This is a genomic window from Nocardioides sp. Soil_C_8 (assembly GCF_057656315.1).
The window spans coordinates 220134-243885 of sequence record NZ_JBDGKQ010000005.1; the positions used below are offsets into that span (position 1 = coordinate 220134).

Here is a 23752-nt window from a genome sequence, read left to right on the forward strand (position 1 = left end):
GTGCGCGCATGGACGAACTGCTCATCACGGTGGCACCGACGGGCGCCGAGACGGCCAAGGCCGACTGCCCGCAGCTCCCGACCACCCCTGAGGAGGTGGCTCGCACCGCCGCCGACTGCGAGGCCGCCGGCGCGGCGATGATCCACATCCACGTACGCGACACCTCCCACCAGCCCACGCTCGACCAGACGCTCCTGCGCGAGTGGGTCGCCGCGGTGCGCGAGTCGTCCTCGCTCGTCGTCCAGCTCTCCACCGGCGGCTCGGTGCACGACCCGCTCGACGAGCGGCTCAAGGTGCTCGACGCCGAGCCCGACTCCTGCTCGCTCACGATGGGCACGACCAACTTCGGCGACGACGTCTTCCTCAACCCCTGGCCCTTCGTCAAGGACCTCTACCAGCTCGCTCTCGAGCGCGGCGTGGCGCCCGAGTTCGAGCTCTTCGACCTCGGCCAGGTCCACGCGCTCGGCCGCCTCATCCAGCAGTACGGCGTCCCGGCCGGCGGCAAGGTGCACGTCGACTTCGTCATGGGCGTCCCCGGCGGCATGCCCGGCACCGCCCCGGCGCTCGTCGCGGGCGTCGCCGCCCTCCCGCCCGAGGTGACCTCGTGGTCGGCCACCGGCATCGGCCGCTCCACGCTGTCGGTCGCGATGGCCTCGCTGTCGATGGGCGGCCACCTGCGCGTCGGCATGGAGGACGTGCTCACCATCAGCCGCGGCGTGCCGGTCGAGTCCAACGCCCAGCTCGTCGAGCGCGCGGTCGAGCTGGGACGGATCGCGCAGCGCACGCCGATGGCGCCGGCGCAGTGCCGCGAGCTGCTCGGCCTGGCCTGAGGCCCGGCTGGTTCGGTCAGCCCGTCCTGCGGGTCAGCGCCGGCGGCGCTTGCCGCCCCCGGCCGCCACGGGCTCCTCGAGCGGGGCGTAGCCGTAGCCGTAGCCGTACCCGCTGGAGGCGGCCTTGGCCGGCGTGCGGTTGACGACCACACCCAGCGTGGTGGCGCCGACCGAGTCGAGACGCTCGATCGCCGTCGAGAGCTGGTCGCGGGTCGTACGGCCGTGGCTGACCACGACGACCGCACCGTCGGCGCGCGTCGCGAGCAGGGCGGCGTCGGTCACCGGCAGCAGCGGGGGAGCGTCGAGGATGACGACGTCGTAGCGCTGGCGCAGCTCGAGCAGCAGCATCTCCATCGCCTGCGACTGCAGCAGCTCCGACGGGTTCGGCGGGATCTGGCCGCAGACCATGACGTCGAGCGACGTGTCGGCGTACTGCTGCATGACGTCCTCGGCGCTGACCTTGCCGATCAGGACGCTGGTGGTGCCGATCGCGCCGTCGAGCTCGAGCCGGTCGGCGATCAGCGGACGACGCAGGTCGCACTCGACGAGCGCCACCCGCTGGCCGGCCTGGGTGAGCGTGACCGCGAGGTTGACCGCGGTGGTGCTCTTGCCCTCGGCCGGCAGCGAGGAGGTCATGACGAAGACCTTCTGCTCGTGGTCGATGTCGACGTACTGCATGTTGGTGCGCAGCACGCGGAAGGCCTCGGCCCACGGGGTGGCGGTGGACAGCACCTCGCTCGGGGTGCGCTTGGCGTCGGTGTCCTGGAAGATGTTGCCGAGGACGGGTGCCGAGGTGATCTCGGCGACGTCGTCGGCGCCCTTCACGCTGGTGTCGAGGAGCTCGCGCGCCACGGCCAGGCCGACGCCCAGCAGCAGGCCGAGGACGCCGGCCAGCGCGAGGTTGCGCAGCGGCTGCGGGGAGATGGGTGAGCGGGCGACCTGGGCGTCGTCGATGAGCGTGGCCTTGACGACGGCCGCCGTCTCGCCGCGCGGCGTCTCGAGCTCCTCGACGAGGAGCTGGAGCTGCTCGGCGTAGGCCTGCGCGATGTCGCGGGCGCGCTCCGCGTCGGGGTCGGTGGCCTCGATCTCGAGGAGCACCGTCTCCGGGACGGCCGAGGCGCTGACCTGCTCGCGAAGGTCCGTCGGGTCGGCGTCGCCCAGCTCGGTGGCGACGCGCTCGGCGAGCTGGTTGCTGGTCACGAGGTCGGCGTAGGACGCCACGCGCTGGGTGGCGAAGAGGTTGCCGGTGTAGGCGGAGTTCTCGTCGGTCTGGCTGGTCGAGACGAAGATCCGGGTCGTCGACGCGTAGGTCGGGGTCACCGTCCACGTCCACACCGCGGCGACCGCCAGGACCGCCAGGACACTCCCGAGAACCAGCCGCCACCGCCGTCGGACGGTGCGCCAGTAGTCCTGCAGCTCCACTCGTTTTCCTCTTCTTGTCAACGAAACTTTGACAAGGGTAAGCGCTCGACCGCCCTCGTCCGTCATCCGCGGGGGCGGGTGGACGGGAGGGGCCGTTCGACGTCCGCAGCGCCCGCGACACGCCGTACGACGTCTCCCGACACGCAACCGGCAGAGGGGGCTCAGGCCGCCCTATCGGCCCTGAGCGCCTGCGCGCCGCGGACCGCGTCGACGACCTCGTGCGGCGAGAACATCACCTGCTCCCAGGTGAAGCGCAGCACGATCCAGCCGCCGATGACGAGGGCGTTGTAGCGGCGGCAGTCCTGGTCGTGCTCGGCCTTCCCGGCGTGGTGCTTCCACGAGTCGGCCTCGATCGCGATGCCGGCGAACGGCTCGGCGAGGTCGGGGTGGTAGGTGACGTGCCCGAGCGTCGTCGCCCATTGCGGGACCACCCTGATGCCTGCCTCGATGAGAACCGCGCGCAACACGGACTCGAAGGGGTTGGCCGCCAGCGGTGTCGCGTGCGCAACGACCCGACGCACCTGCGGGTCCTCGCCCATCGCGGCCTCGAGCTCCTCGCGGGTCACGTCGCTGTGCCGGAGCGCGGAGTCGGCCACTGCGAGCGCCTCGTCGAAGGGGAGCTCGGCTGCGCAGTCGAGGACGGTGCGCACGCGGCTGGTGGCCCAGCCGTCGACGCCGTGCCGGGGAACATCGCTGATGCGGACCTCCGCCTCCACGGGCCGGGCCGGCTTCGCGGAGGCGCCGAGCTGCGGGTAGCGCGCCGGCCACTTCGACTCCCACCCCCAGTGGGCGACCGCGCTGAGGAGTCGCAGGTGCCCGTCGATCTCCCCCGCGATGCCACGCGCGAGGTCGGCCGTCGGGAGGGCGTAGCGCCCGCGTGACACATGGATGACCCTGCGGCAGGCGACAGCGTGGCGCAGCCGCTTGTGGTGGTGAGGCGGAGGATGTCGGCCGTCGACCCGATGCCGCCGAGGCGGGTGAGGGCGACGACGACGTCCATGGCCCGAGTGTGTCGAGCATCGGCGGGCGTCGCGACCGTCTCTCCACAGGGGCCGCTCGAAAGCCCGCGACGCGCGCGACACGCCGTACGGCATGCCCGACGCGCCGGGCCGCGCGCCGTCACGCGGGCGGAAGCGGCCCTACTGCCGGTCGACCTTCTTCATTCCCACGACCCCCGGCCGGTAGTCGGGGTCCTCGAGCTGGGCGATGGTCGGCGAGCCGAACATCGGCAGTCCCTGCTGCTTGCGCAGGAAGCCCCAGACGATGGGCAGGACGACCAGCACGACGAGGCCGATGCCGGCGATCAGCATGGGGTGGGTCTCCTCGACTCCGAGGGGTGCCCAGCCGGACTTGTCGAGCAGCGCGACGCCGCTCATCGTCAGCACGACGACGATGCCGCGGCGGATGAAGGACTGCGGCACGCGCGGGGCGAGGCTGGAGCCGAGGATCGTGCCGGGCACCGAGCCGATGAGCAGCGGGATGAGGATCGTCCAGTCGATGCCGTGGAGCGCGATGTTGGAGATCGCCGCGGCGAGCACGAGCGGGACGGCCTGCACGAGGTCGGTGCCGACGAGCCGCACGGCCGACAGGCCGGGGTAGAGCATCAGCAGGGCGATCATGATGACCGAGCCGGAGCCGACGCTCGTGATGCCGACGAGCAGGCCGCCGAGCATGCCGACGAGGAGCGTCGGGACGACCCGGATGGCGGGGTCGTCGTCGTGGACGTGGGTGCCGGAGCGGACGCGGCGCAGGTTGACGTAGAGGCGCAGGGCGTACGTCGCCGCCGCCAGCAGGAGCGCGAAGCCGATGCTGATGATCAGCACGTGGTTGAGCTCTTCGGTGTCGTCGGTGAACCACGCGACCAGGTGGGGCCCGAGCAGCGCCATCGGGATGGAGCCGATCATCAGCCACATCGCGAGCTTCATGTTGGGCGAGCCCTCGCGCTTGTGCACGATCGCGCCACCGGTCTTGTAGACCGCGGCCGCGGTGAGGTCGGCGGTCACGACGGTCGCCGCCTCGCCGACGCCGAGGAAGAGCAGCGCCGGCGTCATCAGCGCTCCACCGCCCATCCCGGTCAGCCCGACGACGATGCCGACGAGGAAGCCGGCGGCGAGGATCGAGAAGAACGTGACGGTGATGAGCTCAGCCACCGGAGCCTCCTGCAGCGAGCCGAGGAACGATCACACCCAACATTCTCGACATTGTGTCTGCTGCGGTCGCCGCAGCCGATTCCCCGCGCCGGTAGGGGTCGGCGATGTCGTGCTCGCGGCGCGCCGCCGTACGACGTGCGCCGACCGCCGCGACCAGCTCGCGCCCGCGCAGGTCGGGGTGCTCCTCGACCGCGGCGGCGAACTGGCCGACGGTGAACACCTTGCGGAGGTGCTGGGGAAATTCCTCGAGGATGAAGCTGCGGTGCGTGGCCTCCGCAGTGAGCACCACGTCGGCCTCGGCGAGGATCGCGCCGGTCAGCCGGCGGCTCGCGAAGCCGGACGAGGTGTCCTCGACGAGCGTGGCGACCATGACCTCGTCCATCGCGTGGCTGTCGAAGCCGTGGGTGCCGGCGCTGGAGAACTCGACGCCGGAGCCGGGGCCCGACAGCCTCCGCGCGGTCAGTTCGAGGAAGGGCGAGCGGCAGATGTTGGCGGTGCAGACGAACAGCACCTTCAGCGGCTCAGGCATCGGTGCCCCGCAGGTGGAGGTAGCCGGCCTTGTCGAGCGCGACCAGGACGTCGTCGAGCGCGTCCTCGATGGTGCGGCCGGTGGTGTCGACGCGAACCGCCGGGTCGACGGGCTCCTCGTAGGGCGAGGAGATGCCGGTGAACTCGGGGATCTCGCCGGCGCGCGCCTTGGCATAGAGGCCCTTGCGGTCGCGGCGCTCGCACTCCTCGAGCGGGGTGGCGACGTGGACGAGGAAGAACGCGCCGCCCGCGGACTCGACCATGTCCTGCACCTGCTCGCGGGTCTCGGTGAACGGGGCGATCGGCGAGCAGACCGCGACCCCGCCGTGGCGGGCGATCTCGGCGGCGACCCAGCCGATGCGGCGGATGTTGGTCTCGCGGTCGGCCTTGCTGAAGGTCAGGCCCGCCGACAGGTGACGGCGTACGACGTCGCCGTCGAGGCTGGTGACCGTGCGGCCGCCCTGCTCGAGGAGCAGGTCCATCAGTGCCCGCGCGAGAGTGGACTTGCCGCTGCCCGACAGGCCGGTGAAGAACAGCACCAGGCCCTGGTCCTCGGGCTCGGGCTGGTCCTCGTCGACGATCGCGGCGATGGCGGCGGGGTAGCCGGAGTCGCGGTCCGCCAGGGCGTGGACCGGGTCGCCGGCGGCGTAGGTCTCCACCACCTGGGCGCCGAGGGCGTGGTCGGCCTCGGCGTCGCCGTGGGAGGGGAGTGGGATCGCCACGACGGAGGCGTCGTCGAGCAGGTCGGCGGCCGCGAGGGTGGCGCGCACGAGCGCGACCGGCGACAGCGAAGAGGTGCCGGTGCCCATCAGGGCCAGCAGCGCGACCCGGCCGAGGCTGCGCAGCTCCTCGAGGTCGGCCTCGGTGAGCGCGTCGACGACGGGGACGAAGGTGGCGCCGGCGTGCTGCTCGCGAGCCTCGGCGGGGGTGAGGTGCAGCCGGCGGAAGGGGCCGTACTGCGCGTGGGTCAGCGGCTCCAGCGAGCCGTCCTCGGCGACCCGGGCCAGCGGCAGCCCCTCGGGGTCGACGAGCTCGGCCTCGGCGGCGCCGTCGGGCAGGTCGAGGGTGACGACGCTCCCGTCCTCGTTGAAGCGGGTGAGCGGGGCGTAGGCGCCGGAGACCAGGAGCTCCAGGTCGTCGAGCTCGGTCGGCGTCGGGCAGTGCTGGATCACCCGCGCATCCTCTCAGAACCGCGGTGAGTAGCCTGCCGCCATGTCTGCTGCTGGGTCCGTCGCTGGCCGCCCCGTCGTCGCCGAGATCGTCCGTTCCGGGTTCGTCGAGGGCCACCACTACGGCTCCGTCGTCGCGCTGGCCGCGGACGGGTCGGTGGACTGGTCGGTGGGCGAGGTCGCGGCCCACGTGCTGCCGCGCTCGAGCAACAAGCCGGTCCAGGCGCTGGCCATGGTCGAGCTCGGCCTCGACCTGCCCGACGACCTGCTCGCGCTGGCCTGCGCCTCGCACTCGGGCGAGCCGTTCCACGTGGAGGGCGTACGCCGCACGCTGGCCTCCGCCGGGCTCGACGAGTCCGCGCTCCAGACGCCCCCCGACTACCCGCTCGACGACGACGCCCGCGAGGGCGTCGTACGAGCCGGGGGCGCGAAGGCTCCGGTCCTGATGAACTGCTCGGGCAAGCACGCGGCGATGCTCGCGACGTGCGTGCTGCGCGGCTGGGACACCGCCACCTACCTCGACCCCGCCCACCCGCTGCAGGTCGCGATCGCCGACACCTTCGCCCGGCTCACCGGCGAGCCGGTCGACGCGGTCGCCGTCGACGGCTGTGGTGCGCCGCTGCTGTCCACGTCGCTCACCGGCCTGGCGCGGGCGTTCTCGACCCTCGCCACCGCGACCGACGGGCCCGAGCGTCGGGTCGCCGACGCCATCCGGCGCCACCCCGAGTTCGTCAGCGGCACCACCCGCGACGAGCTCGCGCTGCACCGGGCCGTCCCCGGGCTGATCGGCAAGGCGGGCGCGGAGTCCTGCTACGCCGTCGCGCTGCCCGACGGGCGGGCGTGGGCGCTCAAGACAGACGACGGCGCGGCGCGGGTGCGGCCGGTGCTGATGGCCGAGGCGCTGCGCCGCTCGGGCGTGCTCGAGGACGACGGCGTGGACGCCGAGGCGGTCCGCTCAACCGGGCGGCTCGAGCTCCTCGGCGGAGGAGTGCCGGTCGGGGAGATCCGCGCGGCCTTCTGAGGCCGTCGCGCGCAGGAGCCGCCTGACGAGGACGGCGAGCAGCGCGCCCACCAGCATGCCGAGGGTGTTGGCGACGACGTCGCCGTTGGTCGCCTGCCGCGCGCCGAGGGCGACCGCCTGCACGACCTCGACGAGGAACGACACCACGAAGCCGGCTGCGGTCCAGTCGCGCCAGGTGGGGCGCTGCCACAGCAGGCTGCCGAGCAGGCCGAGCGGCACGAACGCCACGACGTTGAGCATCGACTCGACCCGTCCGGGGTGCGCGAGGACCTCCGGGACGCCGAGACCCCGCAGGGCGTCCGTCAGGTGGAAGATCACCCAGTCCGGGCCCCTCGACGTCGGCGCCAGCAGGACGACCGCGAGCAGCACGACCCAGGCGACCAGCGCGGCGCACACCGCCGTACGCGCGCGGCGGCTCAGGGTGGTGGCGGACACGGCTGGATCCTAGGTCGCGGCAGCATTCGACAGACTGTGCGAACCCGCTGCTAGCGCCGAAACGCTCTTCGGCAAAGGACTTGTGAGTGGTCTCACCCGCGTCGGGTTTGAAATCTGCTAACTGCTGTTAGCACAATGGGGACATGGCCAAGGACAAGCACACCCCGGCCAAGGTGAGCGGCAGGACGACCTCCAAGCAGCCCGGCAAGACCAGCAAGGCGGTCGTCGGCTCGCTCGGCACGCTGGGTGACTACCTCAAGGAGCAGCGCCTCGCCGCGCAGCTCTCGCTGCGCCAGCTCGCCGACCAGGTCGGGGTGAGCAACCCCTACCTCAGCCAGATCGAGCGTGGCCTGCGCAAGCCGTCGGCCGAGGTGCTGCAGCAGCTGGCCCGCGCCCTGCGCGTCAGCGCCGAGCAGCTCTACGTCCGTGCCGGCATCGTCCACCCCGACCCCGGCCAGCCCGGGTCGGTGGAGCTCGCGATCCTCGCCGACTCCGCGTTGACCGAGCGGCAGAAGCACTCGCTGCTCGACGTCTACGCCTCGTTCCTCGCGCTCAACGAGCGCGACCAGTCCTGACCGTCAGCCACACCCCCACCCGAAGGAGAACCACATGGCCACCACCAAGCGCGACCTCAAGACCGAGGCCCTCAAGCCCGTCCTCGCCGGCGTCGGCGTCACCGACCTGGCCGTCGAGGCCGTCCGCGAGGCCGTGGCCGACGTGCAGAAGCGCGTCGCCGCGGTGCAGAAGGACGTCACCACCCGCGTGAGCGACGTGCAGAAGACCGCGACCGACCCGAAGGTGCTGCGCAAGCAGGCCCAGGCCCGCCGCGCCCTCATCGAGTCCCGCGTCGCCGAGCTGCAGACCGAGGCCCGGGCCTACCCGGCCAAGGTGACCACGCAGTTCTCCGCGCTCGTCGACGAGAACGTCGCCGCGGCGAACGCCACCTACGCCGAGCTGGTCAAGCGCGGCGAGTCCCTCGTGGGCCGCATCCGCCGCCAGGAGTCGACCAAGGCCACCGTGACCTCCGCCAGGACCACCGTCACCAAGGCGAAGACCACCGCCACCCAGGCCAAGAAGGCCGCCGAGGCCACCACCACCGCCGCGGACAAGACCGCCGCCACCAAGGTCGCCCCCAAGCCGAAGCCGACCGCGAAGAAGGCCACCCAGAAGGCCGCGGCCAAGAAGGCCTCCGCGACCACCGCCCGCAAGACCGCGGCGAAGAAGACCGCCACCGCGCAGAGCAGCGCCAAGGCCACCGCCAGCGCCGCCACCGCGACCGCGACCAACGCGGCCAAGGCCGTCGTCGACGCCGCCGAGAAGGTCGGCGACTGAAGAGCACCAGCCGATGAGCAGCAGCTGATGCTGTTCTGACCAGGCCGAGGGCCCCCGTCCGACAGGGCGGGGGCCCTCTGTCGTTGCCGGCCTTTGCCCGGCATGGACAACCGTGGGCAACTCCGCTCCAATGGGAGGGGCGGCAGCGGTGAGTTCTCGACCCGCCGCGGGAGGCCGCGGGAGCTGGCCATGGATGTCACGAACGCGAAGATCGTGGAGCTGCGGGTCCACGGCGTCAGCGGGACGCCGCCCGAGGAGATGCTCGAGACGCACCACGCCCGGCAGGAGGCCGGCGACGAGTACTCGCGCTTCTTCGTCGCGGTCGACTGCTTCGGCGACAAGCCACCGGACCCCGTCGAGGACGGCACGGGACCGCACGTGCGTACGACGCGGCTCGAGGGCTTCCACTGGGGTCGCTACACCTCGGGCAACTGGCGGCAGGCGCTGTGGCTGGCGCTGGTCCCGTTCGGCATGGTCAATGCCGCGCAGTTCATGCTCAGCCCGCCCACGACGTGGCGCGAGCGGTTCTTCCACACCGTCGTCGGCGGGGCGCTGCGGCTGCTCGCGCTCGGCCTCACCGCGACCTTCGCGCTGGCCGCGGCCTCGATCAGCATCGACCTGGTCGCGCGGCAGCGACTCGCCACCACCCGGCTGGGCCAAGCGGTCGGGGAGGGCACGCTGATGGCGGGCGGTGCGCTGCTCGCGGCCGGTGGCGTGCTGCTGCTCTACCGGCTGGGGCGCCGGAACACGACCGTGCCCGAGCCGCCCGACGCCGCCGACACCCTGGGCCGCTCCCTGGGCGACACCTCGGGCCTGACCCGGGAACAGTTCTACGCCGGCGACCCCGACGCCACCAGCCTCGGACGCCTCCACCTCGCGGGCGGCTGGGCGACGGTGGCCCTCGTCGGCAGCCTCAGCGACGGGGACGCGCAGCTGGCCACCGGCCTCAGCTCGTTCGTGCACGCCGCCAGCGCCGGGCTGCTCGCCGCCCTCGGGGTGCTGGTGGCCGTGCTGGGCGACCCCGAGCACAGCGCGCCGCGGTCGTGGCAGAGCGACTCCGCGTGGGAGCACTGGAACCGGGTCCTCCAGCGCCCGGCGGTGGGCCGGACGGCCGCGCTCCTCGCGCTCGGGGTCCTGCTGTCGTCCGTGGTCATGCTGGTGCAGCGCGGGGTCAACCCCGACAACCCGCTCGCAGCCGTCGACGAGGTGTCCCACACGCTCGTGGTGGTCCTGACGGCCACGCTGCTGGTCCTCTTCGCCGCCGCCGCGGGGCTCGCGCGCGCGACCCGGCACGTCGACGAGGAGGTGCCCCGGCCCTTCCGCCGCTACGCCGCCGGCATGGCGGCGCCGGTCGTCGCGGCCCTCGGCGCGTTCCTCGCCCTCGGCTACTCGGCGGCGCTGCTGCTGGCCAGCGCCGAGCTGCTGGTCGACGACGCCGCGCTGCCCACGATGGTCGAGCGCGTCACCTTCATCTGGGGCGTCTCGGTGCTGCTCCTGGTGGCCGTCGGCGTCGTCCTCGGCCTCCGCACGTGGACGGACCGCGACTGGCGTACCGAACGGGTGCGGCGCAGCTACGGCCTCGTCTACGGACCGACGTCCGGCGACGGGTCCGGCGCCGGTGGGCCGACCTGGCTCACCGACGAGCGCGTACGCCGGATCGCGACCGCGAGCGCGGTCGCGCGGGTCAAGCTCGGGCTGCCCGTCGTGCTCGTGTGCTTCTCGTTCCTCGGCATGGCCCTCGCCGTGCTGCTCGCCGTCGACCTGATGACCGGGGTGGGCGCGCCCGACGACGGGCTGCCCGACGCGTGGGTGTCGGTGATCTCCCGGCTCGGTGCCCTCACGCTGATCGCCCTGGCCGGGCTGCTCATGACCACGGCGCGCCAGTCCCTGCGCGCCCGCGACCGGCAGCGGGTCGTCAACGTCGTGTGGGACGTCGTGTCGTTCTGGCCCAGGTCGGTGCACCCCTTCGTCCCACCGCCGTACTCCCAGTTCGCCGTGCAGTCGCTGCGCGACCGGATCCGCCACCACCTCGGCACCTGCGCGAGCGAGGACCCGTCCACCACCGAGGTCGCCGACGCGGTCGTCGTGGAGGCGCACAGCCAGGGCAGCTTCATCTCGGTCGCGGCGCTGCTCTGGCTGAACCCGCAGGAGCTGTCACGCGTCGGGTTCCTGACCTTCGGGTCGCAGCTGCAGGTGATCTTCCCGCGCGCGTTCCCGGCGTTCACCAGCTATCGCGTCCTCACCGAGCTCGACCGCGCGCTCGACGGTCGCTGGATCAACCTCTTCCGCGACACCGACCCCATCGCCGGCCCGGTGCTCAGCTGGGCGCACACCGGTGAGGAGAAGGAGGGGGTGCTGCGCTCGCGGCGCCTCGCGCCTCGCTCGAGCGCGCAGGACCCGTGGCCGCTGGAGCCCGACCACCTGCCCGCCACCCGCACCGGGCGACGCGAGTGCGGACGGGACTGGCGGCTGCTCGACCCGAGCCCGCCCGACCGCCAGCTGCGCGCCGAGCCCCTCACCTCGATGATGGAGCACAGCCACTTCGCCCTGTCCCCTGACTGGGACGACGCCGTGGAGTGGCTGGCGAGCCGGACCCTCGGTCGGCCGCTGGACGAGCCGCTGGACTCGCGCGTGGGCGAGCCCCCGGCGGTGCCGGCCCCGCGCGAGGACGTACCGGCCGAGTCCGACGAGGCGGGGGAGATGATGGGTCCGGTCGACTACCGCGCCCACGACTGAGCGCTCGCCCCCACCACGGGCGGGCGGCTACCCTCGTGCCGTGAACATCTACGCGTTCCAGAGCACCCTCATGCTGGTGGTGCTCGTCGCGCTGCTCGCGATCAAGGGGTTCGCGTTCATCAACTCGCTCACCTACTCCGCCGAGGCCTACCAGGCAGCCGGCAAGCTCACCAAGCAGGCGTGGTGCGCGATCACCGGCCTCGGCTTCGCCGCCCAGCTGATCCTGATCGGCTCCTCGCCCCTCGGGCTGATCCACCTCGTCTTCACCATCGCCTCGCTCGTCTACATCGCCGACGTCCGTCCGGCGCTGGCCGAGGTCACGTCCCGCCGCTGACCGCTCGCTGGTCGTCGGGCGGCGCCGCGACCCTGGCGGCGTACGACATCGAGATCGCCCGCCGGGATGTCGCCAGCCGCCACCCCCATCGGCGGCGCCGCGACCCTGGCGGCGTACGACATCGAGATCGCCCGCTCGGATGTCGTATGCCGCCACCCTGGGCGAGCGGGCGTCAGGAGAGGTAGCGGTCGAGGGCGGCCATCGCGTCCTCGGGCTCGAAGCCGGTGGCGCGGAGCTTCTCGAGGGACATCGCGGAGTTGAGCGGGCGGGGGGCGAAGGGGTTGCCCTGGGCCAGGACCCCCTCGGCGTACGCCGACGTGGTCGTGCCGGAGACGTCGTCGGCGCTGCGGCCGGAGCGCTCGAAGACCGCCTGCGCGATCTCGCGCCACGACATCGCGGGGCCGCCGTTGGACACGTGGTAGGTGCCGAACGCGGCGTCGCTGTCGAGGAGGTGCCGGGTGGCCCGGACCAGCTCGTCGGTGAAGGTGAGCCGGCCGACCTGGTCGTCGACGACGCTGGGGGAGACGCCCTTCTCGGCGAGCGACTGCATCGTGCGGACGAAGTTCTTGCCCTCGCCGATGACCCACGACGTGCGGAGGACGTAGTGGCGGGGAGCCAGCGAGGCGGCGACGTCGCCGGCGGCCTTGGTCTGGGCGTAGACGCCGAGCGGCGAGAGCGGCTCGTCCTCGGTGTGGCCGGGGTCGAGGGGCGCTGTGCCGTCGAAGACGTAGTCCGAGGAGTAGTGGACGAGGGTGAACCCGTGCTCGCGGGCGAGGCCGGCGAGGGTGGCGGGGCCGGTGGCGTTGGCCGCCCAGGCCGCGACCCGGCCCTCGGGCGTCTCCGCCGCGTCGACGGCGGTGTAGGCCGCGGCGTTCAGCACGACGGCGTACTCGTGCCAGGGCCAGGCGGCGACGGCGTCGGCGTCGGTCACGTCGAGCTGCGCGCGGGTGACCGCGTCGCAGCCCGGGAAGGCGTCGGCGAGGGCGAGGCCGAGCTGGCCGCCGCCACCGAGGACGAGCGTCTTCTTGGCGGGGATCGCCGTCGACGGGTCGAGGCCGGGATTGTTCTGGTCCTTCTCGCTGATGATCGCCTCGGACAGCGGGATCGGCCACTCGATCGCGGCCTGGGCGTCGTCGAGCGCGAGGGCGGGGTAGGTGATGCCCGGGCGCCAGTGCGCGTTGACGAGGTAGGTGTAGGCCGTGGCGTCCTCGAGGACCTGGTAGCTGTTGCCGACGCCGCGCGGCACGAAGACCGCGACGGAGGTGTCCATCTCGAGGGTGAAGGTCGCGCCGAAGGAGTCGCCCTCGCGCATGTCGACCCACGCGCCGAAGATCCGGCCGGTGGCCAGCGAGACGAACTTGTCCCACGGCTCGGTGTGGATGCCGCGCGTGACGCCGCGGTCGGCGTTGTAGGAGACGTTGTTCTGGACCGGCCCGAAGTCGGGCAGGCCGATCGCGAGCATCTTCTCGCGCTGCCAGTTCTCCTTGAAGAACCCCCGGGAGTCGTCGCGGCGGTCGAGCCGTACGACGACGAGGCCCGGGATGGGCGTCGTCTCGAGCGAGGGGAGGCCCGAGCTCACTGCCCCTTCTCCGCGTACTTCGCCTCGACCGCGTCCTTGTGGGGGCGCCACCAGTCCTCGTGGGTCTGGTACCACTCGATGGTGTTGGCGAGGCCCGCCTCGAAGTCCTGGAACTGCGGCTGCCAGCCGAGCTCCTGGCGCAGCTTGCCCGACTCGATGGCGTAGCGCAGGTCGTGCCCGGCGCGGTCGTTGACGTGGTCGAAGTCGTCGGCGGACCTGCCCATGAGCGTCAGGATCAGGCGGACGACCTCGAGGTTGTTCTTCTCGCCGTCGGCGCCGATCAGGTAGGTCTCGCCGATGGAGCCCTTCTCGAGGATCGTGAGCACGGCCGAGGAGTGGTCGTCGGCGTGGATCCAGTCGCGGACGTTCTCGCCCGAGCCGTAGAGCTTGGGGCGCACGCCGTCGATGACGTTGGTGATCTGGCGCGGGATGAACTTCTCGATGTGCTGCCAGGGCCCGTAGTTGTTCGAGCAGTTGGAGACGGTCGCGCGGACGCCGAAGCTGCGCACCCAGGCGCGGACCAGGTGGTCGGAGCCGGCCTTGGACGCGGAGTAGGGGGAGGACGGGTTGTAGGGCGTGTCCTCGGTGAAGCGCTTCGGGTCGTCGAGCTCGAGGTCGCCGTAGACCTCGTCGGTCGAGACGTGGTGCAGGCGCTTGTCGTGCTTCCGCACCGCCTCGAGGATCGTGTAGGTCCCGAGGATGTTGGTCTTGATGAACGGGCTCGGGTCGTTGAGCGAGTTGTCGTTGTGCGACTCGGCCGCGTAGTGGACGACCGCGTCGTGGGCCGCGACCAGCGGGTCGACGACGTCCTCGTCGGCGATGTCGCCGACCACCAGCTGCACCCGGTCCTCGGGCAGCCCCGCCAGCGACTCCTTGGAGGCGGCGTAGGTGAGCTTGTCGAGCACCGTGATCTTCAGGTCGGTGTGGTCGACGAGGTGGTGCACGAAGTTCGACCCGATGAACCCCGCGCCCCCGGTCACGAGAAGGCGTTCCATGCCGCGGAGTCTAGGGCCGCGCGACGATCTCGAACGACTCGGCCACGTCGAGCGCGTCGGTGGTGTACGTCGCGACGCGACCGCCGCGCGTCGACCAGCCGTCGGGCAGGTCGCCCTCGACGGCGTAGCCGCGCGGGAAGCTGACGCGGACCCGCACGTCCTGCGGGTCGACCATGCCCTGGGGGTCGAGCGCCAGCCGGTAGGCGAGCCCGTCGCCGTCGCGCACAGCGGCGGCAGGGACGTCGTACGTCACCGCGAGGGTGTGGCGGGCCTGCGGCGCGAACTCGATCTCCGGGCGGATGAAGTAGCGGCCGAAGAAGTTGCGGGGCGAGGTCTCGACTGGCTCGCCGTCCACCTCGACCGAGTCGAAGGTCGCGCCGGTGGGGAGGAACGGCGCGATGCTGAGGGTGTTCCATCGAGTGAAGTAGCCGTTGCGCTGGTCGGGCACCGGCTGGACGTAGGGCGGGGAGTCGTTGTGGACCTCGACCTCCATCCGCACGCGCGCACTGCCGTCCTCGCGCAGCGCCACGTCGGTGGAGACCGTGCGCCGCTGCCAGTAGTCGGACTTGCTGGGCACCTTGTTCTGCGTGAAGACGCCGATGTAGTCGTGCTCGGTGTCGGAGAGCCGGCCGGTGAGCCCGAGGCCGTCGAAGGCCGCCTGCTCCTCGGGGCTGCGGAAGTAGAGGGCGAAGCGCCGCTCGTCGGCGGCCCCGCCGAGCACGCGGCCGGTGCCGACCGGGTCGTTGCCGGACAGCAGGCGCTCGACGAAGACCGGGGCGAGCGCGCGATTGACCGCCTTGCGGGCGGCGGGGTCGGGGTAGTCGTCGTAGCTGCCGATGAGCTTCTCGACCAGGTTGTCGCCGGTCAGCGTGCCGAGGGTCGGCACGTCGATCGGGCCGGTGAGCTCGACCAGCTCCGACAGCGCGACCACGTCGATCACCACGACGCCCGCGAGCCGGCGACCGCGCAGGCTGCGCCACGCGTTGGCCAGCTCGTTGCCCGAGACCTCCCAGTCGGGGGCCATGGTGGCCAGCGCCGGCTTCATCTGGCCGCGGTGCAGGGGGTTGCCGCTGACCTTGCGCCAGTAGCGGGGCTGCGCGGCGCCCGGCGCGGTCGACAGGTCGACCGTCTCGCCCATCGACAGCCGGCCCCGGTCGAGGTCGACGGGCACGAACGTCTGCGGGGTGCCGCCGGAGTAGAGCATCTCGGCGGGGTTGAGCAGGGCCACGAGGTACTGCCGGCCGGCGTCGCGACCGAGGATCTTGGGCAGGTGGTCGAGCAGCGGGTCGATGGTCGCGAGGCCGTCGGCCAGTGGGTCGACCTCGCCCTGGGCCTGGTCGCGGGCATCGGCGAGCCGGTCGCCGACCACCGCACGCGAGTCGGCGACACCGGCGAGCTCGGCCTGCGCGTCGCCCACACGTGTCGCCACGTCGCGCAGGTCGCCGATGACGTCCTCCAGCACGTCGATGTCGACGTTGCCGTTGTCGACGAGGGTCGAGTCCTCGCCGCGCACCTGCGGGAGGACGCGTACGCCGGTCTCCGCGACCGCGACGAGCTGGTCGAGCGCGTTGCCGAGGTGGCGTACGTCGCGCACCGGGCCGCCGGCGACCGGCACCCAGCTCCACACGTCGCCGCCGATGCCCTGGACCGACCCCTGCAGGTCGTCGGTCTGCTCCCGGGCTCGTTCGACGGCGTCGGCGGCGGCCTCGGTGTCTCCGGCGTCGAGCGCCGCCTTCGCCGCGGTGAGCTCGGCGCGCGCGTCCTCCGCGTGGCCGGGGGCCGAGAGGAACGGGATCGCCAGGAGGGCGAGGACCACGAGCAGCAGGAGCAGCCCGCCGACGACGGTCGCCGGCCGGATCAGCCGTCGCGGCGCGGCGCGACGGGAGGACGGCATGCGCACATGGTGCCAAAGGGGCGAGAACGCACGAGAATCGTTGACGCCCCCTAGGGTTCACCCATGCGCGGAATCATCCTGGCCGGTGGCACCGGCTCGCGACTGCACCCGATCACCCAGGGAATCAGCAAGCAGCTGGTGCCGGTCTACGACAAGCCGATGATCTACTACCCGCTCTCCACGCTGATGCTGGCGGGCATCCGGGACGTCCTCATCATCACCACGCCCCACGAGGCCGACGGCTTCCACCGCCTGCTCGGCGACGGCTCGCAGTTCGGCATCAACCTGACGTTCGCCGTGCAGCCCTCGCCGGACGGGCTGGCGCAGGCCTTCATCATCGGCGCCGACCACATCGGCTCCGACCGCTCGGCCCTCGTCCTCGGCGACAACATCTTCTACGGCTCGGGCCTCGGCCAACAGCTGCTGCGCTTCTCCGAGCTCGACGGCGCCGCGGTGTTCGGCTACCACGTCGCCGACCCGCGGGCGTACGGCGTCGTGGAGTTCGACGAGCAGGGCCGGGCGCTGTCGCTGGAGGAGAAGCCGGAGAACCCGAAGAGCGACTTCGCCGTGCCGGGGCTCTACTTCTACGACAACGACGTGGTGCAGTACGCCGCCGAGCTGGCGCCGTCGGCCCGCGGCGAGCTGGAGATCACCGACCTCAACCGGCGCTACCTCGAGGAGGGCCGCCTCCACGTCGAGGTGCTCCCGCGTGGCACCGCGTGGCTCGACACCGGCACCTTCGACTCGCTCAACGACGCCTCCAACTTCGTCCGCACCATCGAGGGACGGCAGGGCTTCAAGGTCGGCGCTCCGGAGGAGGTCGCGTGGCGGATGGGCTTCCTGTCCGACGACGAGCTCGCCGCGCGCGCCGAGCCGCTGCGCAAGAGCGGCTACGGCGAGTACCTCCTGGGGCTGCTCCAGCACGGCTGACGCGTTTGGGAGCGTCGCTCGCGGGGGAGGGACAGGGGTAGCGGACCGCACCGCGGCCCCGCCCACCGCGTAGGAGGCGACGTGCCCGACCCGACCTCGCTCGACCTCGTCTCGGGCGCGCCCGCGACCAGGCAGGTGCTGCAGGACCCGTTCTGGGCGACGGTGCTGCGCCGTCACGGCGACGTCGACCTCGTCGTGCTCCCTCAGCAGGAGCCCGACCGGGCCGAGGTCCCTGCCGGCGAGCCGGCGGTCGACCCCGACGCGGCGCGCCGGGAGCTGCGGGCCCGGATGGCCGGCCTGTGGGCGGCCCTCGGGCTCGATGCCGAGCCGACCCACCTCGACGAAGTGTGGTTCGCCGGGTCCGCGCCCGGCACCCTGCGCTGGCAGGGCACCGCGACCTTCGACGACCTCGACCCGGTCGTTGCCTCCGGCACCCTGCAGCGCGCGGAGGAGCTGCTCGGCGAGGCCGACGGCTGGCACGTGCTGGCCCCGCCCGACGGCGTACCCCGTGTCCTCGCCGGTCGCCCGGCGCCCCTCGGTCGTGAGGACGTGCAGGTGCTGGTGCCGGCCGCCGGCCGGGTGGTGCTGCGGATCCGCTCCGCCCTCGTCGTCGTCGGCGAGGCCGCCGCGGCCGAGGCGACCGCCGGGGGTGCCCGATGAGCGACCCGCTGGTCTGGCAGATGGAGACGCTGCGCCGCGGCACCCAGGGGTGGGAGTCGCAGGAGACGCTGATGGACACCTCGGCCCGCGAGCTCGGGGCCGCCTCGGCCTCGGCCCTGCCGTCGAGCGTGCAGGGGGCCGCGACGACGTTCCTGACGCGCTGGGCCGGCTACGCCGGTGAGAGCGCGGCGATCGCCCAGGGCTTCGTCGGTGTGCACGCCACCGCCGACGACTACTCGACCACCGACGACGCGACCGACCGGCAGTTCAGCGACCTCGACGGACGACTGGGATCGGCCCGATGACCGTCACCATCGAGGTGCCGGCGTCCGTCCCGGCACAGCTCAGGAAGCCCGAGGGCGACCCAGGCGGGGCCGACGGGCTCGCCACGACCATCTATGCCGCCGCCGGCCGCTACGAGGAGTTCGCCGACCGGTGCCGCGAGCTGCAGACCCTCGGCAGCTGGGCCGGCATCGCCTACCAGTCCTACAAGGAGGCCTCCGGCGAGGCGTCCACCGAGCACACGGCGATGGCGACGACCGTACGCCGTGTCGGCCGGGGCGTGACCGCCTTCGCCGACACCCTGCGCGACCTGCTGCGCGACCACGAGGACCTCGTCGAGCGCAAGCGCGGCCTCGACGACCGGCGCACCGCCCTGATCGCCGACATCAACGCCGCCACCGACGTCACCGACAACGAGATCGCGGCCTTCCGGGAGCGGGCCGTCGACCTGCGCGCCGACTACTCCGAGCTGGTCACCGCCGACGACGACCTCCAGCGACGCGTCCGTGACAACGAGACCCTGCTGCGCCAGGTCTTCCAGGCCGCCGACTCGCTGCCCGAGTCGCTGTCGGGCGACGGTGGCATCCCGCCGATGGCGGAGTCGGCGATGAACCGTCCCGGCGCCCCCGGCAGCGGCGCGACGCCCGAGGAGGTGCAGCGGTGGTGGGAGAGCCTCAGCGAGGCCGAGCGCGAGGCCGTGATCGCGGCCTACCCGGAGCGGATCGGGCAGGGCGACGGACTCCCGGCCGGGGCACGTGACCAGGCCAACCGGGTGCTGCTCGACGACGACCTCGCCCGGCTCGCCGCCAAGGAGGAGGACGGCACGATCTCGCCGCTGGAGCGCAAGGTGCTCGCCAACGCGGGCCAGGCGCGCGACGCCGTCGCCAACGCCGACGCTTACACCGACCCGCTCGACCCGGACCTGAAGCCCGGCGGCGTGCTGTGGCTCTACGACCCCGCGGCCTACGACGGCGACGGCCGGGTCGCCGTGGCGGTCGGTGACCTCGACCACGCCACCGACGTCGCGGTCTTCACGCCCGGCATCAACACCGACATGGGTGACACCACCTACTACACCGACCGGATGATGAACCTCTACGAGTCGACCCGCTACAACGGCGACGGCTCCAGCGTCGCCACCATGTTCTGGCTCGGCTACGACGCGCCCCACGGGCCGACCGACCTCGCGACGCTCAGCGAGGGGCGCGCCGAGGAGGGCGGCCGCAACCTCGCCGACGCCATCGACGGGCTGCGTGCCTCCCGGCCCGACGACCCCGCCCACCTCACCGCCGTCGGCCACAGCTACGGCTCCACCACGACGTCGTACGCCACCCACGGGGACACCTCCGACGTCGACGAGGTGGTCCTCATCGGCAGCCCGGGCGCAGGTCCGGCCGACCACGCGAGCGACCTCGGCCCCGGCGCCGACCACGTCTATGTCGGGCGCGACAGCCGCGACTTCGTGGCCGTGCTGGGCGACGAGGGGTGGGTGGGCAAGTTCGGCATCGGGCTGGGCACCGACCCGTCGTCGGAGGACTTCGACGCCAACCGCTTCGAGGCCGAGGACGTCGACCGCAGCTGGCACCGCAACACCGGCGACGCGCACAGCTCCTACCTCGACCAGGACACCGAGTCGCTCTACAACATCGGCCGCATCGTCGACGGCCACGGCGACGACATCAACACTGCGGAGCAGAGCTACGACCCGTGGTGGGGCCCGCCCCAGGACCCCGAGTGGGACCGCGACCCGACCGCCAACCAGCCCGGTCGCTCCGACACGAGCCCCGACCGGTGAGGATGGAGCGCATGAGACTCCTCCCGCTGGGCCTTCCACTGCGGCTGCTGCTGGCCCTCGCGCTCGCCGTGGGGCTGGGGTCGTGCGGCGACCCGGACCCCGAGCAGGCCGCCGACGACCTGGCGTCGATGAAGCAGGCGGTCAACGCCGAGCTCCGCGACATGGCCGCCGCGATCACGGGCGCCGGCCTCGCCGTCGAGCGTGCGCAGGGCCGGGTGGAGAGCGAGGGCATGTCGACCTACCGCGCCGAGGACTACAAGGCGTCGGCCGTCGTCGTGGGCGAGGGCGCCGAGGGCGACCAGGTCGAGCAGGCGGCGGCCGCGCTCGAGGAGGCCGGGTGGAAGCGGACGTCCGACGGACTCGACGCCTCCGAGCCGTGGGCGCAGCTCGAGCGCGACGACTTCCGCACCACCATCGGCTGGACCAAGGTCGGCGAGCGCGAGCTGGTGCTCACCCTCGACCAGGACGGCGAGGTCGAGGTGCCGAAGGACTCCGAGCCCGTCGAGCGCGACAACTCCAAGGACATCCCCCTGGACTGAGGCCCTTCTCCGTTGGTCGAGGAGGGCGCCCTGGCGCCCGTCACGAGACCCGGCCACCCTGCGGGGTTTCGTGACGGTCGCTGCGCGACCTCCTCAACCAGCGCTGGGGAGCGAGGGTCAAGCCAGGTCGGCTGCCACCATGCGTCGCACGATCTCGGCGAAGCCGACCGTGGGCGCCCACCCCAGCTCCTCGCGCGCGCGGCTGGCGTCGCCGACCAGCTCGGTCGGGTCGGCCGGGCGGAAGAACGCGGCGTCCTGCCGCACGAGGTGCTCCCACTCGTCGATCCCGGCGGCCGCGAAGGCGGCGGCCACGAAGTCGCGGACAGAGTGGGCGGTGCCGGTGGCGACGACGTAGTCGCCGGGCTCGTCGGCCCGGGCTGCCCGCACCATGGCGTCGACGTAGTCGGGGGCCCAGCCCCAGTCGCGGCGTACGTCGATGTTGCCGAGCACGAGCTCGTCGACCTCGCCTCGCGCGATGGCAGCGACGGTCGAGGTGATCTTGCGGGTCACGAACCGGGGGTGCCGGCGCGGCGACTCGTGGTTGTAGAGGATCGCGCTCGACACGTGCAGGCCGCGCTGCCGGAAGACACGGGCGGACAGGTGCGCGAACGCCTTGGCGGCGCCGTACGGGTTGACCGGTGCGACCGGGGTGGTCTCGTCCTGCGGCGAGGTCGCGGCCTCACCGAAGATCTCGGCGCTCGAGGCCTGCACGAGGCGTACGCCGTCGACCGCGCGCAGCGACTCCATCAGCGCGACCGCGGCCAGGCCGTTGACGTGGGCGGTGAGGTCGGGCTCGTCCCACGACTGCGCGACCGAGCTGATCGCGGCGAGGTTGTAGACCTCGCTCGGCGCGATCTCGCGCACCAGCCGGCGCGTGGCCTCGAGGTCGCCGAGGTCGCCGGGGTGGAGGACGACCTGGTCCGGGCAGTGGGCCGGGTGGCCGTCGGCCTCGAGGACCAGCGCGTGCACCTCCATGCCGTCGGCGACCAGCCGCTCGGCGAGGTAGGTCCCGTCCTGCCCGCCGATGCCGGTGACGAAGGCGGTCGGGGTCACCATCCGGCCTTGGCCGCCGCGATGTCGGCGTCGACCATCATCGCGACCAGGTCGGCGAACGAGACCGTCGGCGTCCAGCCGAGCCGGTCCCTGGCCTTGCTCGCGTCGCCGATCAGCATCTCGACCTCGGCCGGTCGCATGAAGCGCGGGTCCTGGGTGACGTGCGTGCTCCAGTCGTCGATGCCGACGTGGCCGAAGGCGAGGTCGAGGAAGTCGCGGATCGACCAGGTCTGACCGGTGGCGATGACGTAGTCGTCGGCCTCGTCCTGCTGGAGCATCCGCCACATCGCCTCGACGTAGTCACCGGCGTAGCCCCAGTCGCGGCGGGCGTCGAGGTTGCCGAGCGCCACGGAGTCCTGCAGGCCGAGGTGGATCCGGGCTACGGCCTGGCTGATCTTGCGGGTGACGAACTCGGGCCCCCGGCGCGGCGACTCGTGGTTGAAGAGGATGCCCGACGACGCGTGCATGCCGTAGGACTCGCGGTAGTTGATCGTCATGTAGTGGCCGTAGACCTTGCTGACCGCGTAGGGCGAGCGGGGCCACAGCAGCGTGCGCTCGGACTGCGGCACCTCCTGCACCTTGCCGAACATCTCCGAGCTCGACGCCTGGTAGAAGCGGATCGCGGACGGGTCGTCGCCGGCGTGGAGTCGTACGGCCTCGAGCATGTTGAGCACGCCCGTGCCCGTGACGTCGCTGGTGACGAACGCGTTCTCCCAGGAGTAGGCGACGAAGGAGATCGCGCCGAGGTTGTAGACCTCGTCGGGCTCGGAGTCACGCATCGCGCGCATCAGGCTGGACAGGTCGGTGAGGTCACCGTTGTGCAGCCGGACGTCCGGGACGAGGTCCTCGACCAGCTCGCGGCGCGGGTTGTTCTGCCCGCGGATGAGCCCGTGGACGTCGTAGCCCTTCTCGATCAGGAGCTCGGCCAGGTAGAGGCCGTCCTGGCCCGTGATCCCGGTGATGAGGGCGCTCGGCATGCGGCGCATTCTGTCAGGGCGCTGCGTCGTTAGGGTGGGCCGCATGAAGATCCTCGTCAGCGGCGGCGCCGGCTACATCGGCTCGCACACCGTCATCCAGCTCGTCGCCGCAGGCTACGACGTCGTCATCGTCGACAACTTCAGCAACTCCCACCCGACGGTGGTGGGCCGGCTCGAGGCGCTGACCGGGACGCGGATCCCCGTGCACTCCTTCGACCTCACCGACCACGACAAGACCGAGCACCTCTTCGCGACCGAGCACTTCGACGGCGTGATCCACTTCGCCGGCTACAAGGCCGTGGGGGAGAGCGTCGCGCAGCCGCTGGAGTACTACGAGAACAACCTCGTCTCCACCTTCGCACTCGTGCGGGCGATGCAGCGCTACGACGTTGACAAGCTGGTGTTCTCCTCGAGCGCGACGGTGTACGGCGAGGACCAGGCCGCCGCGACCGAGGACCGCCGCACGTACGCCACCAACCCCTACGGCTGGACCAAGGTCATGCAGGAGCAGATCCTGCGCGACGTCGCGGTCGCCCGCCCCGAGATGCGGTTCGCGCTGCTGCGCTACTTCAACCCGGTCGGCGCGCACCCGTCCGGCACGATCGGCGAGGACCCGTCGGGCATCCCCAACAACCTCGTGCCCTACATCGCCCAGGTCGCGGTCGGCAAGCGCGACAAGCTCATGGTCTTCGGCGGCGACTACGACACCGTCGACGGCACCGGCGTGCGCGACTACATCCACGTCGAGGACCTGGCCGCCGGCCACATCGCCGCGCTGAAGGCGCTGGCCGACACCGACGAGGCAGTCCACACCTGGAACCTCGGCTCCGGCCACGGCACGAGCGTGCTCGAGATGGTGAAGGCGTTCGAGAAGGCCGTCGGCCGCGAGATCCCCTACGAGATCGTCGCCCGCCGTCCCGGTGACGTCGCGACCTCGTTCGCCGACCCCTCGAAGGCCAACCGCGAGCTCGGCTGGAGCACCCAGAAGACGGTCGACGACATGGCCGCCGACACCTGGCGCTGGCAGTCGCAGAACCCCCGGGGCTTCGCCGGCTGATGCTCCGCCGGCTGGCCGTCGTCCTCGTCCTGCT

At 72.3% G+C, this 23752-nt stretch carries 23 protein-coding genes; 12 read left to right on the forward strand and 11 right to left on the reverse strand.

Annotated elements, in window-relative coordinates; all coding sequences use genetic code 11:
* Positions 1-8 precede the first annotated feature (8 nt).
* Positions 9-830: a beta-keto acid cleavage family enzyme gene (locus tag AC3A3L_RS20555; RefSeq protein WP_487641901.1), complete on the forward strand. Its 822-nt coding sequence runs from the start codon at positions 9-11 to the stop codon at positions 828-830.
* A gap of 33 nt (positions 831-863) precedes the next feature.
* On the opposite strand, the gene AC3A3L_RS20560 is transcribed toward AC3A3L_RS20555, so the two are convergent.
* From AC3A3L_RS20560 to cysC, 5 genes are all read right to left on the reverse strand, one after another.
* Entirely contained in the window at positions 864-2252 is a 1389-nt protein-coding gene (locus AC3A3L_RS20560; protein WP_487641902.1) for a tyrosine-protein kinase domain-containing protein, read from the reverse strand.
* Between the two features lie 161 nt (positions 2253-2413).
* Positions 2414-3136: an endonuclease domain-containing protein gene (locus tag AC3A3L_RS20565; protein ID WP_487641903.1), complete on the reverse strand. Its 723-nt coding sequence runs from the start codon at positions 3134-3136 to the stop codon at positions 2414-2416.
* Between the two features lie 255 nt (positions 3137-3391).
* On the reverse strand, positions 3392-4402 hold the full coding sequence (locus AC3A3L_RS20570; protein WP_487641904.1) for a sulfite exporter TauE/SafE family protein: 1011 nt from the start codon (positions 4400-4402) through the stop codon (positions 3392-3394).
* On the reverse strand, positions 4395-4931 hold the full coding sequence (locus AC3A3L_RS20575) for an arsenate reductase/protein-tyrosine-phosphatase family protein (protein WP_487641905.1): 537 nt from the start codon (positions 4929-4931) through the stop codon (positions 4395-4397). Before AC3A3L_RS20575 ends, AC3A3L_RS20570 begins: the two co-directional genes overlap by 8 nt.
* The gene (gene cysC / locus AC3A3L_RS20580) at positions 4924-6102 is read right to left on the reverse strand and encodes an adenylyl-sulfate kinase (protein ID WP_487641906.1); all 1179 of its coding nucleotides are present in this window, start codon (positions 6100-6102) and stop codon (positions 4924-4926) included. Before cysC ends, AC3A3L_RS20575 begins: the two co-directional genes overlap by 8 nt.
* A gap of 40 nt (positions 6103-6142) precedes the next feature.
* On the opposite strand from cysC, the gene AC3A3L_RS20585 reads away from it, so the two are divergent.
* Positions 6143-7120: an asparaginase gene (locus AC3A3L_RS20585; RefSeq protein WP_487641907.1), complete on the forward strand. Its 978-nt coding sequence runs from the start codon at positions 6143-6145 to the stop codon at positions 7118-7120.
* Here the strand turns inward: AC3A3L_RS20585 and AC3A3L_RS20590 are convergent.
* Complete coding sequence (locus AC3A3L_RS20590; RefSeq protein ID WP_487641908.1) at positions 7055-7555, reverse strand: VanZ family protein; 501 nt, start codon at positions 7553-7555, stop codon at positions 7055-7057. The genes AC3A3L_RS20585 and AC3A3L_RS20590 overlap by 66 nt on opposite strands.
* Positions 7556-7698: 143 nt before the next feature.
* Here AC3A3L_RS20590 and AC3A3L_RS20595 point away from each other — a divergent pair, with 143 nt between their 5' ends.
* From AC3A3L_RS20595 to AC3A3L_RS20610, 4 genes are all read left to right on the forward strand, one after another.
* Complete coding sequence (locus AC3A3L_RS20595) at positions 7699-8130, forward strand: helix-turn-helix domain-containing protein (protein WP_487641909.1); 432 nt, start codon at positions 7699-7701, stop codon at positions 8128-8130.
* Between the two features lie 34 nt (positions 8131-8164).
* A complete protein-coding gene (locus AC3A3L_RS20600; protein ID WP_487641910.1) occupies positions 8165-8887 on the forward strand; it encodes a hypothetical protein in 723 nt (240 codons plus the stop codon).
* 189 nt (positions 8888-9076) lie between these two features.
* Positions 9077-11623 (forward strand): hypothetical protein, encoded by a 2547-nt coding sequence (locus tag AC3A3L_RS20605; protein WP_487641911.1) that lies wholly within the window; start codon positions 9077-9079, stop codon positions 11621-11623.
* 40 nt (positions 11624-11663) lie between these two features.
* The gene (locus tag AC3A3L_RS20610; RefSeq protein WP_487641912.1) at positions 11664-11957 is read left to right on the forward strand and encodes a DUF2516 family protein; all 294 of its coding nucleotides are present in this window, start codon (positions 11664-11666) and stop codon (positions 11955-11957) included.
* A 172-nt stretch (positions 11958-12129) separates the two neighbouring features.
* Here AC3A3L_RS20610 and AC3A3L_RS20615 read toward each other — a convergent pair whose 3' ends face one another.
* From AC3A3L_RS20615 to AC3A3L_RS20625, 3 genes are read right to left on the reverse strand one after another with little or no spacing between them, the layout of a single operon-like run.
* Positions 12130-13536 (reverse strand): sugar nucleotide-binding protein, encoded by a 1407-nt coding sequence (locus AC3A3L_RS20615; protein ID WP_487641913.1) that lies wholly within the window; start codon positions 13534-13536, stop codon positions 12130-12132.
* Positions 13533-14531 carry a dTDP-glucose 4,6-dehydratase gene (gene rfbB / locus AC3A3L_RS20620; protein ID WP_487641914.1) on the reverse strand — a complete coding sequence of 333 codons (999 nt, stop codon included), beginning with the start codon at positions 14529-14531 and terminating at the stop codon, positions 13533-13535. The genes AC3A3L_RS20615 and rfbB overlap by 4 nt, the downstream gene beginning before the upstream one ends.
* Before the next feature lie 10 nt (positions 14532-14541).
* Positions 14542-16425 carry a DUF4012 domain-containing protein gene (locus AC3A3L_RS20625; RefSeq protein WP_487641915.1) on the reverse strand — a complete coding sequence of 628 codons (1884 nt, stop codon included), beginning with the start codon at positions 16423-16425 and terminating at the stop codon, positions 14542-14544.
* A gap of 63 nt (positions 16426-16488) precedes the next feature.
* On the opposite strand from AC3A3L_RS20625, the gene rfbA reads away from it, so the two are divergent.
* The 5 genes from rfbA to AC3A3L_RS20650 all read left to right on the forward strand — a co-directional run bounded on the left by rfbA (position 16489) and on the right by AC3A3L_RS20650 (position 20631).
* Positions 16489-17355 (forward strand): glucose-1-phosphate thymidylyltransferase RfbA, encoded by an 867-nt coding sequence (gene rfbA / locus AC3A3L_RS20630; RefSeq protein ID WP_487641916.1) that lies wholly within the window; start codon positions 16489-16491, stop codon positions 17353-17355.
* Between the two features lie 81 nt (positions 17356-17436).
* On the forward strand, positions 17437-18015 hold the full coding sequence (locus AC3A3L_RS20635; RefSeq protein WP_487641917.1) for a hypothetical protein: 579 nt from the start codon (positions 17437-17439) through the stop codon (positions 18013-18015).
* Positions 18012-18320 carry a hypothetical protein gene (locus AC3A3L_RS20640; protein WP_487641918.1) on the forward strand — a complete coding sequence of 103 codons (309 nt, stop codon included), beginning with the start codon at positions 18012-18014 and terminating at the stop codon, positions 18318-18320. Before AC3A3L_RS20635 ends, AC3A3L_RS20640 begins: the two co-directional genes overlap by 4 nt.
* On the forward strand, positions 18317-20092 hold the full coding sequence (locus AC3A3L_RS20645; RefSeq protein ID WP_487641919.1) for an alpha/beta hydrolase: 1776 nt from the start codon (positions 18317-18319) through the stop codon (positions 20090-20092). Before AC3A3L_RS20640 ends, AC3A3L_RS20645 begins: the two co-directional genes overlap by 4 nt.
* Before the next feature lie 11 nt (positions 20093-20103).
* Positions 20104-20631, forward strand: a complete 528-nt coding sequence (locus AC3A3L_RS20650; RefSeq protein WP_487641920.1) for a hypothetical protein — start codon at positions 20104-20106, stop codon at positions 20629-20631.
* A gap of 117 nt (positions 20632-20748) precedes the next feature.
* Here the strand turns inward: AC3A3L_RS20650 and AC3A3L_RS20655 are convergent, their stop codons facing one another.
* Both AC3A3L_RS20655 and gmd read right to left on the reverse strand, forming a co-directional pair.
* Positions 20749-21684 (reverse strand): GDP-mannose 4,6-dehydratase, encoded by a 936-nt coding sequence (locus AC3A3L_RS20655; protein ID WP_487641921.1) that lies wholly within the window; start codon positions 21682-21684, stop codon positions 20749-20751.
* Complete coding sequence (gene gmd, locus AC3A3L_RS20660) at positions 21681-22661, reverse strand: GDP-mannose 4,6-dehydratase (RefSeq protein ID WP_487641922.1); 981 nt, start codon at positions 22659-22661, stop codon at positions 21681-21683. The genes AC3A3L_RS20655 and gmd overlap by 4 nt, the downstream gene beginning before the upstream one ends.
* Before the next feature lie 43 nt (positions 22662-22704).
* Between gmd and galE the strand changes: the two genes are divergently transcribed.
* Positions 22705-23718: a UDP-glucose 4-epimerase GalE gene (galE, locus tag AC3A3L_RS20665; protein WP_487641923.1), complete on the forward strand. Its 1014-nt coding sequence runs from the start codon at positions 22705-22707 to the stop codon at positions 23716-23718.
* The last annotated feature ends 34 nt before the right edge of the window (positions 23719-23752 follow it).